Consider the following 13,239-nt stretch of genomic DNA (forward strand, 5'->3'; position numbering starts at 1 on the left):
GCATCGCGCATGCCCCCTGCCCCTCCACTAGCGCGTTTTGGGGCGGAGTGGAATTCGACAATTCGAACAAAAAGTCGTGGCTTCAAGGTTTTAGGCAGGTTGCGGGCTCCTGATGCACGGTTTGGCGCTTTCGGCGGCAAGCCTGACGCGAATCTCCATGGCAATCCTGCGCAGACGCCATGAAGTTTTGATGATTTCGGCCGTACAATGTTCCGTCACGGCTTAAGTCGAAATCAATCTATGGGCGGGATTCCGCTGTTGAAAGAGGGTCGCTCCGCGCGCGGCCGCTGCGGCGCGCACGATTACGTGGCCGACGGCTCGCGCTCGATCATCCGGTTGCACTGCGACATCACAGACGTCATCGCGGCCGCCGGCCAGCGGCCGCGATGAGCATGTCGTTCGGAGGTAGCGTTCTGCTCAGGCCGCAAGCTGCGGGCGCACCGCCTCGATGCCCGCGATCCAGCCGGCGACGGAGCGCCCGATCGCCTCGGGGTGATCCTCCTGGAGGAAATGCAGGCCGGCGCCGAGACGAACCAGCGCGCAGTGCTTCAGGGAGGCTGCAAACCGTTCGGCGAATTCCGATGCGACCAGAGCTCCGGGCTCGCCGGTGAACAGGAGCTTTGGATAGGACGACGCGGCCAGCGCTGCATGCGCGGACTGGAGCGCCTCATAGACGTCAGCAGGCTCGCCTCCGATCGGCAGTTCGCGCGGAAGCGCAAGAACGGGCCGGCGGCTCTCCGGTGTCGGGAACGGCGTGCGATAGGGCGCCATCTCGTCCTCGCTGAGCTTGCGCACGATGCCGCCCGGCAGCACGCGCTCGACGAAGGCATTCGCCTCGAGGATCATCGCCTCGCCCTCGCCCGGCGTCCTGAATTTGCGGAAGGCCGCCCGCGCCGCCCCGGCGTGCTCCTGCTCTGCGGCAACTTCTGTGTCGTGGAAGTCCTGCCAGGTCGGCATCGGACGGATGAATTCCATGAAGGCAAGGCCGCGCACGAAATCCGGCCGGCGCTCCGCAAGATGAAATGCGAGCGCCGTGCCCCAATCCTGCGCGACCAGATAGGCCGACGTAAGGCCGCGCTGTTCGATGAAGGCATCGAGATAGCGGACGTGATCGAAGAAGCGGTAGTCGATGTCGGGCTTGTCGGACTGACCGAAGCCGATGTTGTCGGGCGCGAGGCAATGCGCGACCGGTGACACCAAAGGCATGATGTTGCGCCAGATGTACGAGGAAGTCGGATTGCCGTGCAGGAAGAGCGCGACCGGCGCGTTCTGCGCGCCTGCCTCACGATAGGCCATGCTGCTTCCGAGGACGGACGCTTTGCGAATCTTGATCTCGATCTGCTTGGTCATGTCAGCTCCTTGAACACGGTTTGGAATGCGATGGTCTTGAAACGTTCGAGCGCTTTGGGATTGCGGTCGACCTTCATGCGCAGGATCGCGCCCTGCCAGGACGCGAGCAGGAAGTCGGCGAGCTCCTCAGGCTCGAAATCGGAGGCAATCTCGCCGCTGGTTTGGGCATCCCTGATGCAGGCGGCGAACGGCATGCGCCATTCAGCAAAGATGGCCGCGAGGCGCCCGCGCAGCATCTCGCTGCTGCCGGTCGCCTCCAGACTGAGATCGCCAATCAGGCAGCCGCGGCCGTAGCCGTCCGCTTCGAGCCGGCCAGTGATGATGTCCAGGTAGCGCTTCAGCCGCGCCCGCGGGGTCAGCGAGGTGTCGTCGAGCGCCTCGGCGACCAGCGCCCTTGTGATCTCGAAGTAGCGGTCGAGCACCTCGGAGGCGAATGCTTCCTTTGAGCGGAAATGATTGGTGAAGGACCCCTGCGGCGCGCCCGCAGCAGTGGTGACGTCGCGCACGCTGGTGCCGTGATAGCCGGTCCGAAACATGACCTTCAGGCCGGCGTCGAGAATGGCGTCTTTGAGTGAGGGCTTTGGCATGGCGTTATAATACGTACGTACGTATTGATGTCAAGCGCCACATCCTCGCCCTTGAAATCTGATGGCGGAGCAGGTGATGAGCGCGATAGCGGGCGCGCGTTTGCCTCTCAGCTCAGCCGCTCAGGCCGGCGGCATGCTGCGCGCGACCACCCGATCGCGCAGCCAGGCGCCAATGGCGGCGCCGACGAGATAGCAGGCGAACATGATCAGGCCGAGGTCGAGCCAGTAGCCGAAGCGGCCGGGGACCACATGCGCGAACGAGGCCGCGACCAGGCCGGCAACAAACACGGCGAGCCAGCGCGCGGTCACCTTCGAGGTGCCGTTGCCGCGTTGGACCACCGAGATCCAGCCCATGCAGAAGCCGAGTAGCAGCGAGCCGATCAGCCAGCCCAGATGGAACGAGACGAGATAGGGCATCGTCACCTCACCAGAAATTCGATGCGGCGGTTCTGCGCCTTGGCGTCTTCGCTGTCATTACCGGCGACCGGCTGCGTGCTGCCGTAGCCGACCGCGGTGAAGCGGCTGGCAGGCAGGCCGGCCTTGACCAGATAGTCGATCACCGCCTGCGCGCGCTTCTCCGAGAGTGCCTGGTTGAAGGAATCCTCGCCGTCGGCATCGGTATGCCCGGCGACCTCGATATTGGTGGTGGGACAGCGCAATGCCGTCTCGATCAGATGATCGAGAATGCCGGCGGAATCCGGATCGATCTCGGCGCGCTTCGCCCCGAAGCGAATCTTGGCCTTGGCCAAAAGCTCGGAGAACAATTGCTGGCACACGGTGCCGTCGACCGGCCCGGCCGCGGGTTTCACCGTGATTTCCGGCTTGTACTGCCAGTTTTTCGGAAAATCCTTGCCGAGGCTTGCGCGGATGTCGTTGGCGGCACCTTCATAGAGCGCATCGCCCGACAGCTTCACCTCGCGGTCGGACACGACGAGCGTGCCGGTCGACAGTCGCGACAGCGCGCCGAGCGCCGCGACCACGGCGGGGCTGAAGGAGCCGGGCGCGCCGACGCTGGCCTTGAGATTGTCGACGATTTTTTCGTTGAAGAATTTCCGCGACGCGCTGGTGGCGATGGCCGCGTGGACATTGTTGTCGGGAACATAGCCGGTCAGCGTCACCGTCGCGGCCACCGGATCCTTGTAGGCCTGGAAGACGTAAGGCGGCGCCTTGACGTCGTTGGCGGCGATCGAAAAGCCCTCGGGCAGGTTTTTCAGCGCCGCTGCGACCGCTTCGCGGCCGCCGAGATCGCGCGCCATCCCCGACAGAGTGACTTTGGTGTCCGTGATCGTGATCTTGCCGTCCTTGAGCTTGCCGATCTGATCGAGCAGCAGCATCGCAGCCGCCTCGAACCGCGGCGGTGCACCGCGCGCCAAACCCATCTGATCGGCCACCTCGGTACCGGCGACCTCCTTGCGGGCCGCCTCAGTCAGGCGGCCCTTCATCGACGGCAGGGGCGCGGAGCCTGACAGCGTGACCCGCACCACGTCGCGTTCGGCGTTCCAGACGAAGGGCTTTGCCTCGGGCACAAGGCGGGTCCGGTCGTCGACCAGGCGCACGCCGGGCACGGTCTCGACCGCCACAACAGCGTCGCGGCGACCCTCCTCGGAAAACGCGTCCGCAGCCAGGCTGACGTCGCGGCCGTCCACCGCGATCCGGGTCTTGTCCAGAACGGTGTCCTTCAGAGCCGCCGAGCTGCGGGCGGAAAGGTCCGCCTCGACCGGCAAAGTGTTATTCCAGGCCGCAAATCCCCACATGACGGCCAGGGGGATGAGCCCCGGCCACCATTTGCTGGCCCACCTGAAAAGCTTCTGCATTCGACGACCCGAACTCTGGAACCGGAGACAAAACAAACCCTTGGCGGGCTGTCAAACCGGAAATGACGCCCTTCCGAAGGCCGGGCGTGGACAATTGGAATAACTTTTTCTTCAAGGGTTCTTCCGTAAGTTGAAGGCGGAATGCCAAAGTCCGCCAGCGGGTCATGAAACAACTCCGTAACAACGTCATCCGCGCCGGGCTGGAAGCACTCTATTTCAGCGGCGCCCACCACCTGTTGCGGCCGCTTTTGTCGGGCGTCGGCGCCATTTTCATGCTGCATCACGTGCGGCCGGCCCGCGCGGCGGCGTTCCAGCCGAACAGGCATCTCGAAGTCACCCCCGAATTCCTGCGCGCGACCCTGCGTCATCTGCGCTCGCGCGAGATCGACATCGTCAGCATGGACGAGCTGCATGAGCGGCTGGTGCGGCGCCGGTTCGACCGCCGCTTCGCCGCCTTCACGCTCGACGATGGCTATCGCGACAATCTCGATTTTGCGCTGCCGGTTCTGCGCGAATTTGACGCGCCTCTGGCGGTCTATGTCGCCAGCGATTTCGCGGAGGGCACGGGCCGGCTGTGGTGGGAGGCGCTGGAGGCCGTCATCGCCAAGACCGAGCAGATCGAGGTGACGATCGGCAATGCCGCGCTGCGGCTCGATGCGACGACGCCAGCCGCCAAGCAGGCGGCGTTCGACCGCCTGCACGACTGGTTGCGCGCGCTGCCCGGCGAGCACGATCTCAAGCGCGAGATCGAGGCGCTCTGCACGAAATACGGCGTCGACATGGCCGCGCTGTGCCGCAGCCTCTGCCTGTCCTGGGAGGAGGTGAAGACATTTGCCGCCGATCCCCTGGTCACGATCGGCGCGCATTCCGTCAGCCATTGCAATCTCGCCAAGCAAAGCGAAGCGATCGCCACGCAGGAGATGGCCGTGAGCCGCGCGCGGATCGAGCAAGCGCTCGGCCGCAACGTCCAGCATCTGGCCTATCCCTATGGCGATCGCGAGGCGGCGGGCGAGCGTGAATTCGTGCTCGCTGCATCCGCCGGCTTCAAGACCGCAGTGACGACGCGGCCCGGCATGCTGTTCGCCGAAAACGCCGGCCACATGACGGCGCTGCCACGGGTCTCGCTCAACGGCAATTACCAGGACACGCGGATTCTGCCGGTGCTGACCTCGGGCGCTGCGACCGCGATGTGGAACGGCTTCCGCAGGATCGCGGCGGCGTAGTTTCGAATCTCCGCTGTCGTCCCGAATTCAGCCGTCGTCCTGGCGAAAGCCAGGACCCATTGACACCGCTGTCCATTTTGCGACGCGCTCGGGCCACAGCTCATTCAAACAACTCTATCCTGGGTTAATGGGTCCTGGCTTTCGCCAGGACGACGATGCGGCGCCTTCCTTGACTCCCCTCCCCACCCCGCCCACAACCGGCGCAAACAAAGGGAGGCACCATGTTCAACGATCTGTTCTCGCTCAAAGGCCGCGTCGCACTGGTGACCGGCGGTTCGCGCGGCATCGGCAAGATGATCGCGGCGGGATTTCTCAGCGCAGGGGCCGCGAAGGTCTATATCACCGCGCGCAAGGCCGGGCCTTGCGAAGCCACCGCGAACGAGCTGTCAGGCCGATATGACGGTGAGTGCATCGCGCTGCCGATCGACATCTCGACCGTCGACGGCTGCGACAGGCTCGCTGGCGAAATCATCAAGCTGGAGCCGAAGCTCGACATCCTCGTCAACAATGCAGGGGCGGCCTGGGGCGCGGAGTTCGACGAATTCCCCGAAAGCGGCTGGGACAAGGTGATGGACCTCAACGTCAAGTCGCTGTTCTTCCTGACCAAGGCGCTGGCCAAGCCGCTGCGCGCGGCGGCTTCGCATGAGCGGCCCGCCAAGGTCATCAACATCGCCTCGGTTGACGGCATCTTCGTCAATCCCGGCGAGACCTACTCCTATGCCGCGAGCAAGGCCGCGGTGATCCATTTGACGCGGCGCATGGCGACGAAACTGATCAAGGACAACATCAATGTCACCGCGATCGCGCCCGGCGCGTTCAAGTCCGACATGAACCGGGCTGCGCGCGACCATTCGGAGGATGTCGCCAAGCGCATTCCGGCGCGGCGGATCGGAACCGACGAGGACGTGGCCGGCGTGGCGATCTATCTCGCCTCGCGCGCGGGTGACTACGTGGTCGGCAACACCATCGCGGTGGATGGCGGCGTGGTGTACGCGAACGCGGGGCTGGAGATCGCGGGGTAGGGGCTCGAGCCCGCCGCGCGGACAGTGCGCTCCCTCGCCCCGTTCTTACGGGGAGAGGGTTGGGGTGAGGGGCTCTCTCCGCGCGTGAGATTGTCGCCGCACCTGTACCCCCTCACCCGGATCGCAAGAGCGATCCGACCTCTCCCCGCAAGCGGGGAGAGGTGAAGAAGACACTTACGACTCGATCCTCACATACTCGAAATCGCCGGGCTTGTTGTCGATGCCGACTTTCGGTGGCGAGATCCAGGAGGCGAACTGGCCGGTCTCGGTGACGGGCTGCATCAGCGAGGTGATGAAGTCGCCGTCGGCGGTCGACGGCAGCCATTCGTCCTTGCGCCGGGCCCAATTTGCGTCGTCGATCAACAGACCATCCGGCGTCGCGTGGATGCCCTTGAACTCGCCGATATGGCGATGGAAGGCGACGTTGGGCAGCTTGAGCTGAAACTGGTAGCCCGCGGTCGAGATCACCTTGTTCCAGCGCAGCATGCCCTTGACGCAATCCTGGCTGTAGTCGTCGCGCAGGCGCATGTTGAGCGCGGTGAGCGCCGGCTCGTCCACCAGCTTGATCTCGCCGTCGATGAACTTCAGCACCGGATAGGTGGCGTTCTTGAGCTGATGATCGTCGTCGATCTGGGTCTCGTGATAGCGGCCCTTGATGCCGGTGTTGAAGGCGTTCGCCGCGTTGGTGGAGACTTCCGAGCCAAACAGATCGAGCGACAGCGTATAGTGCAGGTTCAGCTTCTTCTGGATAGTCGGCAGGTCGATCACGCCGAGCGCGCGGACCTTCGCGATGTCGGTGGGATCGGTGATGCCGGCTTCGCGCATCGCATCGCAGGTGCGCTGCACGACGCGGGTGATGCCGGTCTCGCCGACGAACATGTGGTGCGCTTCTTCCGTCAGCATGAAGCGGCAGGTGCGTGACAAGGGATCGAAGCCGGACTGCGCCAGCGAATGCAGCTGCATCTTGCCGTCGCGGTCGGTGAAATAGGTGAACATGAAGAAGGACAGCCAGTCCGGGGTCGCCTCGTTGAAGGCGCCCAGCATGCGCGGCGAGTCAGCGTCACCCGAGCGGCGGCGCAACAAATCGTCAGCCTCTTCACGTCCGTCGCGCCCGAAGTACTTCTGCAGCAGGTACACCATCGCCCAGAGGTGACGGCCTTCCTCGACATTGACCTGGAACAGATTGCGCATGTCGTACAGCGAGGGCGCGGTCTTGCCGAGGTGGCGCTGCTGCTCGACGGAGGCAGGCTCGGTGTCGCCCTGGATCACGATCAGACGGCGCAGCATGGCGCGATATTCACCCGGGACTTCCTGCCAGGCCGGCTCGCCAAAATGCTCGCCGAACGGCACGACCCGGTTCTCTTCCTGGGGAGCAAGGAGAATGCCCCAGCGATACTCGGGCATCCGCACGTAATCGAACTTGGCCCAGCCGCGCGGATCGACCGAATAGGCGGTGCGCAAGTACACCAGCGATTCCTGGAAGCCTTCCGGCCCCATGTCTTTCCACCAGTCCATGTAGCCGGGATGCCAGCCCTCCAGCGCTTTGAGCACTTGGCGGTCTTCGGCGAGATTGACGTTGTTCGGAATCTTGGTCGAGTAGTCGACGTTCATGATGTTCATGCTCATGGCCGTGCTCCTTGGTCTGTCTTCTGTCCCGGACGCTGCGCAGCGCGAAGCGGTGCGCTGCAGAGCCGGGACCCATTGTTCGGTCCACATGGGTCCCGGTTCTGCGCAGCGTCACCATAGCGCGTTGAAGACGCGCGTTGCGCTTTTGGTGCCGCAGCGCGCCCGGGACACGAGAATCGTTACACCCGCGTCATATCGAATTTCGGCTTCTGGCCGCTGCCGTAGCGGCGCAGCGCGCCTTCCTCGCCGACCGCGTTCGGGCGCTGGAAGATCCAGTTCTGCCACGCGGTGAGGCGCGAGAAGATTTTCGATTCCATCGTCTCGGGGCCGACGAAGCGCAGGCTCGCTTCCATGCCGGTGAGGCTGTCGGGCGAGAAGCTGGCGCGCTCTTCCAGGAACACGCGAACTTCATCATCCCAGTCGATGTCGTCGAGCGCGAAGGTGACGAGGCCGAGCTCTTCGGCCTGCTCGGCGTCCAGCGCCGTGCCCATCGTGGCTTCCGCGCGTTCCACATCGGCCGGATCGGCCTGGAAGCGCGACTGAAGCCGCGTCAGGCCATGGCTCATCGGATACGGGCCAAAATTCATCGCTGACAGTTCGATCGACGGCGGCGGGCGGTTGTCGCCCTGGCGCGTGCCGATCAGCATGTAGGAGCGGTCGGCGGCGAAGACGAGCTCGGCGAGCGTGCCGGCAAAGCAGGAGCCGGGCTCGACCAGCGTCACCAGCGTCCGCGAGGTGACGTCGATGCGCTTCAAGACACGCTTCCAGTAGTGCCTGATTTCGTTGACCAGCCAGTGCGCCTTGTTGGCTTCGAGGAAGGCGTCGCAGGCGAGCACATGGGCGCGGTCGCCATGGCTTTTGAACACCAGCATGGCGATCTCGAGCTCGTTGATGCGCAGATGCAGGATGGCGTCGTCGAGTTCGCGCGCGACCTGAAGCGGCCAGAACGCGACACCCTGCGCCATCATGCCGTCGATGTCGGCGGGCGGCGCGGCTTCAGGCGCCTTGATCGAGATCGTGGCGATCCGCGCCGCGCGGTCGATATCGACCGTGACAAAGCCGTAGCGGATGCTGGTCTCGTCGATGATGCGCTTGAGCGGCGTCAGCGCGATGCCCTTGCCGCTGCCCTTGCGCTTCGAGCTGTCGGCGAATTCCCTCGCGCGCTCGGCAACCTTGCCTTCGAGCTTGCTGTTCGGCGCGATCTCGTCGACCAGGCGCCATTGCACGGCGCGCTTGCCCTTCACGCCTTCTTCGATGGTGCAAAAGAAATCGGCGTGATCGCGGCGCACCTTGCGCTTGTCGACCACACGGGTGAGGCCGCCGGTGCCCGGCAGCACCGCGAGCAGCGGCACTTCGGGCAGGGCAACGGCCGATGCGCCATCGTCGGCGAGCATGATGTAGTCGGTGGCGAGCGCGAGCTCATAGCCACCGCCGGCGGCCGAGCCGTTCACGACGGTGATGAAGCGCTGGCCGGAATTCTCCGACGAGTCTTCCATGCCATTGCGGGTCTCGTTGGTGAACTTGCAGAAATTGACCTTGTGGGCATGGGTCGAGCCCGCGAGCATGCGGATGTTGGCGCCGGCGCAGAACACCCTGTTCTTGGCCGAGCGCATCACCACGACCTTCACCTCGGGGTGCTCGAAGCGCAGGCGCTGAACCGCGTCGGCAAGCTCGATGTCGACGCCGAGATCGTAGGAATTGAGCTTGAGCAGATAGCCCTCGAACAGGCCGCCATTCTCGTCGACGTCCATGGTCAGAGTGGCGACGTCACCGTCGACCGCGAGCTTCCAGTGCCGGTAGCGGGACGGCTCGGTCTGGAAATCGATGAATGTCGCGCCGCCTGAGAGGCGTCGATCTTCCCCGGCCATGGGCCACCCTTGAGTTCGTTTTGATTTTACCGTTAGATGCACAATAATGCATATTATTGCGCGCGTCTAGTCCTTAACGGCTCCCACATGCATTTTGTTGCATGTCTTCTCGCAGGGCCGCTGCAGCAAATTGCTCAATCGCGTCAAGGGTCGCTCCCGGCGCCTCGCGATGCGGAGAATGCGCCGCGTCTGACATGACTTTCAAATCGACCGGGCAATAGCATTCTTGCTGCGCGATCTCAGCCTGACGCAGCGTCCCGTATTGGTCGTCCACGCCTTGAAGGACCAGCACCGGAACGCGGATATAGGCGAGAGATTCCGAGATATCCCAGTCGCGGAATTTCGGATCGAGCCAGGCGGCGTTCCAGCCATAGAAGGCGTTGTCGACCTCCTTGTGCCAGCGCGCGAGCTTTGACTTGAGATCGGTGGTCTCAAAGGCGGTCTTGATCGCGGCGATGGATTTCACCGAGATGTCCTCGACGATAAAATGCGGCGCGATCAGCACCAGGCCGCTCAGGCGATGATCCTGATGCGCGCCGGCGTAGATGGTCGCGATCGAGGCGCCGTCGGAATGGCCGAGCAGCAGGCCGCGCTTGAAGGCAATCGCATCGAGGATCTTCGGCAGCACGTCCAGCGCCTCGCGCTGCATGTAGTCAAGCGGCCGCGGCAACGTCACCGGGCTCGATTGGCCATAGCCTGCACGCGAATAGACGAAGATGCCGGCGGAGGTGGCCTGCTGGAGCTTTTCCGGGAAGTCACCCCATAGGCCGACGGAGCCGAGGCCTTCGTGCAGCATGACGATGGTGGGTGAATCGGCGGATTGCGGCGCCAGCCATTTGTATTCGAGGCTGGCGCCATCGATGCTGAGAAAGCCGGTGGAGGCGAGATTGGTCATGTTCTGTCGCTCTTCTTCGCACGGACTTGGAACGAGACGCGGCCGCTGGTTCAGTCGTTCCCTCCCCCTTGTGGGGGGAGGGCTAGGGAGAGGGGTGCCACACGGGGATTCCGGGCGTGACGAAGAACATCTGGCGCGTGACGACGAACACCGCTTCCTGGGCCACCCCTCTCCCCGCCCTCCCCCACCCCCACAAGGGAGCGCAGCGAGATTCGGCGCGACAGAAACGCAAGACATCCACGCACTCAATTCGTCCCGTCCCGCAGCTTGAACCGCTGGATCTTTCCCGTCGCCGTCTTCGGCAGCGAGTCCACCACGTCGATCCAGCGCGGATATTTCCACGGGCCGATTTTCTGCTTGACGTGGTCCTTGAGCATCTCCTGCAGGCCCGTCGTCGTCGCGCCGGGGCGCAGCACGACAAAGGCCTTCGGCTTCAGCAGTCCCTCCGGATCGGCTTCGGGCACGACGGCAGCTTCCAGCACGGCGGGATGCGTGATCAGCGCGCTCTCGACCTCGAAGGGCGAGACCCAGATGCCGGAGACCTTGAACATGTCGTCGGCGCGACCGCAGAAGGTGTAGCGGCCCTCGGCATCCCTGACATATTTGTCGCCGGTGCGGGTCCACGGTCCTTCGAACGTGCGGCGGCTCTTGTGGCGCTGGTTCCAGTAGCCCTCGCCGGCGGAGGGCGCATCGACCAGGAGCTCGCCGACTTCGCCGTCGGCAACATCCTGTCCGGCTTCGTTGACCAGCCGCACCGCATAGCCCGGCACCGGCTTGCCGGAGCAGCCGTATTTGATGTCGCCGGGCGCATTCGAGAGGAAGATGTGCAACAGCTCGGTCGAGCCGACGCCGTCGAGAATGTCGACGCTGAAGCGCGCCTTCCAGCTGTTGCCGACGGATTCCGGCAGCGCCTCGCCGGCGGAGGTGCAGATGCGCAAATTCTTGCCGCCACGCTCGCTCTTCATGCTCTCGTCGTTGAGCATCGCCGCGAACAAGGTCGGCACGCCGTAGAAGATCGAGGGGTTGTAGCGGTTCATCAGGTCGAACATGCGGGCGGGCGTCGGGCGCTCGCTGTTGAGCACGACGGTGGCGCCGACCGACATCGGAAAGGTCAACGCATTGCCGAGACCATAGGCGAAGAACAGCTTTGCCGCGGAAAGGCAGACGTCGCTCTCGCGAATGCCGAGCACCTGCTTGGCGTAGGTGTCCGCAGTGGCCTGGAGATTCGAATGGATATGCCGCACCCCCTTGGGCATGCCCGTCGACCCTGACGAATAGAGCCAGAACGCCGGCTCATCCGGATGTGTCGCAGCGGTCGTGAACCGGTCGCTCTCTTCCGCAATCTCCTCGGCGAGCTGCTTGTGACCGTTCTGCTTGGCGCCGGAGACCACGACATGCTCGAGATCCGGCATGCGGCCGACGACGTCCTTGATCACGGGATAGAGCGCTTCCGAGACGAACAGCACGCGCGCACGGCAATCGGCGAGGATGTAGGCGTATTGATCCGATGTCAGCAGCGTGTTGAGCGGCACCGGCACGATGCCGGCGCGGATCGCGCCCAGGAACACAATCGGGAAGTCGACAGTATCCAGCATGATCATGGCCACGCGCTCTTCGCGGCGAACACCGAGCCGGCGCAGCATGTTGGCGGCGCACCGCGTTTCGCGCTGGAGCTCGCCATAGGTGAGCCGTGAGACGGTGTCGTCGAAGGCGAGCTTGTTGCCGCGTCCCTCCTCGACGTTTCGGTCGAGCAGCCAGGTCACCGCGTTATAGGATCCCTCGCTCACGGACTTCTCCCCTGAATTTAGAATTATAATTCATAGAAAGACACCGCATTGGCTTGCTGTCAATGCCAGCAGGCACTATGTTTCATTAATACGCGCCGCAGGACCTCCTTAAAAGAAGACATCCGCTCAAGCAGGCCCATGATCCGTAGTCCATGACCGACAGTCCCGACGCCGAATCCCGATTTCTCGAACAGCTCGGCCAGCGCGTGCGCACCACGCGCGCGCTGCGCGGCATGTCGCGCAAGGTGCTCGCCAAGGTATCAGGAATATCGGAGCGCTACATCGCGCAGCTCGAAAGCGGCAAGGGCAATGTCTCCATCGTGCTGCTGCGCCGCGTCTCCGACGCGATGGGCGCGCATCTCGAGGACCTGCTTCCCTCGGTCGATCCGACCCCGGACTGGCAGATGTTTCGCGATCTCCTGCGCAAGGCGACGCCAAGTCAGATCGCGCAAGCCAAGGATTTGCTCGCGGGCGGCAGCGCGTCGGCGCCACGGCGCGCACCGTTCTGCGGCATCGCGCTGATCGGCCTGCGCGGCGCCGGCAAATCCACGCTCGGCCGGATGCTGGCGAAGAAGGTCGGCTGGAGTTTTGTCGAGCTCAACAAGGAGGTCGAGCAGCAGAACGGGCTCTCGGTCGCCGAGATCATCGCGCTCTACGGCCAGGAAGGCTTTCGCCGCATGGAGCAGGCGGCACTGCAGCAGCTGCTCGCGCGCAACGAGCTGATGGTGCTGGCGACCGGCGGCGGCATCGTCTCGGAGCCCCTGACGTTCGACCAGATCCTGTCGTCGTTCTACACGATCTGGTTGAAGGCCGAGCCCGAGGAGCACATGGCCCGCGTCCGCCGCCAGGGCGATCTGCGTCCGATGGCCGACGACCGCTCCGCCATGGCGGAGCTGCGCAACATCCTCTTGAGCCGCGAGCCGCTATATGCGCGCGCGACGGCGGTGGTGGACACGGCAGGACTGTCCGTCGATGCCGCCGCGGCGCGCCTGGTTGATGCGGTGCGGCCGGTGCTGCAGAACGAAGCACGCAGCTTCGGGCTGCGCAGCGTGGCGCTGTAGGTCCGA

At 64.2% G+C, this 13,239-nt stretch carries 12 protein-coding genes; 4 read left to right on the plus strand and 8 right to left on the minus strand.

Annotation, left to right across the window (positions count from 1 at the left end; genetic code table 11):
* Window positions 1–258 precede the first annotated feature (258 nt).
* Window positions 259–390 carry a hypothetical protein gene (locus tag ABIB90_RS02850; protein WP_283843401.1) on the plus strand — a complete coding sequence of 44 codons (132 nt, stop codon included), beginning with the start codon at window positions 259–261 and terminating at the stop codon, window positions 388–390.
* Between the two features lie 27 nt (window positions 391–417).
* Here the strand turns inward: ABIB90_RS02850 and ABIB90_RS02855 are convergent, their stop codons facing one another.
* The 4 genes from ABIB90_RS02855 to ABIB90_RS02870 all read right to left on the minus strand — a co-directional run bounded on the left by ABIB90_RS02855 (window position 418) and on the right by ABIB90_RS02870 (window position 3,751).
* Window positions 418–1,350 (minus strand): haloalkane dehalogenase, encoded by a 933-nt coding sequence (locus ABIB90_RS02855; RefSeq protein WP_354200148.1) that lies wholly within the window; start codon window positions 1,348–1,350, stop codon window positions 418–420.
* On the minus strand, window positions 1,347–1,937 hold the full coding sequence (locus ABIB90_RS02860) for a TetR/AcrR family transcriptional regulator (protein ID WP_007597889.1): 591 nt from the start codon (window positions 1,935–1,937) through the stop codon (window positions 1,347–1,349). Before ABIB90_RS02860 ends, ABIB90_RS02855 begins: the two co-directional genes overlap by 4 nt.
* Before the next feature lie 120 nt (window positions 1,938–2,057).
* Complete coding sequence (locus tag ABIB90_RS02865; protein ID WP_354200149.1) at window positions 2,058–2,354, minus strand: hypothetical protein; 297 nt, start codon at window positions 2,352–2,354, stop codon at window positions 2,058–2,060.
* 2 nt (window positions 2,355–2,356) lie between these two features.
* Complete coding sequence (locus tag ABIB90_RS02870; protein WP_007597891.1) at window positions 2,357–3,751, minus strand: OmpA family protein; 1,395 nt, start codon at window positions 3,749–3,751, stop codon at window positions 2,357–2,359.
* Between the two features lie 164 nt (window positions 3,752–3,915).
* Between ABIB90_RS02870 and ABIB90_RS02875 the strand changes: the two genes are divergently transcribed.
* Both ABIB90_RS02875 and ABIB90_RS02880 read left to right on the plus strand, forming a co-directional pair.
* Window positions 3,916–4,974 (plus strand): polysaccharide deacetylase family protein, encoded by a 1,059-nt coding sequence (locus ABIB90_RS02875; protein WP_007597893.1) that lies wholly within the window; start codon window positions 3,916–3,918, stop codon window positions 4,972–4,974.
* Window positions 4,975–5,195: 221 nt separating this feature from the next.
* Window positions 5,196–5,996, plus strand: a complete 801-nt coding sequence (locus ABIB90_RS02880; protein ID WP_354200150.1) for an SDR family oxidoreductase — start codon at window positions 5,196–5,198, stop codon at window positions 5,994–5,996.
* 174 nt (window positions 5,997–6,170) lie between these two features.
* Here ABIB90_RS02880 and boxB read toward each other — a convergent pair whose 3' ends face one another.
* The 4 genes from boxB to ABIB90_RS02900 all read right to left on the minus strand — a co-directional run bounded on the left by boxB (window position 6,171) and on the right by ABIB90_RS02900 (window position 12,172).
* On the minus strand, window positions 6,171–7,622 hold the full coding sequence (gene boxB, locus ABIB90_RS02885; RefSeq protein WP_354200151.1) for a benzoyl-CoA 2,3-epoxidase subunit BoxB: 1,452 nt from the start codon (window positions 7,620–7,622) through the stop codon (window positions 6,171–6,173).
* A gap of 179 nt (window positions 7,623–7,801) precedes the next feature.
* Window positions 7,802–9,490, minus strand: coding sequence for a 2,3-epoxybenzoyl-CoA dihydrolase (boxC, locus tag ABIB90_RS02890; RefSeq protein WP_354200152.1), 1,689 nt, complete (start codon window positions 9,488–9,490; stop codon window positions 7,802–7,804).
* Between the two features lie 73 nt (window positions 9,491–9,563).
* Complete coding sequence (locus tag ABIB90_RS02895) at window positions 9,564–10,385, minus strand: alpha/beta fold hydrolase (protein ID WP_354200153.1); 822 nt, start codon at window positions 10,383–10,385, stop codon at window positions 9,564–9,566.
* Window positions 10,386–10,630: 245 nt separating this feature from the next.
* Window positions 10,631–12,172 (minus strand): benzoate-CoA ligase family protein, encoded by a 1,542-nt coding sequence (locus ABIB90_RS02900; protein ID WP_354200154.1) that lies wholly within the window; start codon window positions 12,170–12,172, stop codon window positions 10,631–10,633.
* A gap of 152 nt (window positions 12,173–12,324) precedes the next feature.
* Here ABIB90_RS02900 and ABIB90_RS02905 point away from each other — a divergent pair, with 152 nt between their 5' ends.
* Entirely contained in the window at window positions 12,325–13,233 is a 909-nt protein-coding gene (locus ABIB90_RS02905) for a helix-turn-helix transcriptional regulator (protein WP_007597907.1), read from the plus strand.
* Window positions 13,234–13,239 lie beyond the last annotated feature (6 nt).

The sequence above is a fragment of the Bradyrhizobium sp. JR4.1 genome (assembly GCF_040548605.1).
Classification (GTDB): Bacteria; Pseudomonadota; Alphaproteobacteria; order Rhizobiales; family Xanthobacteraceae; genus Bradyrhizobium; species Bradyrhizobium canariense.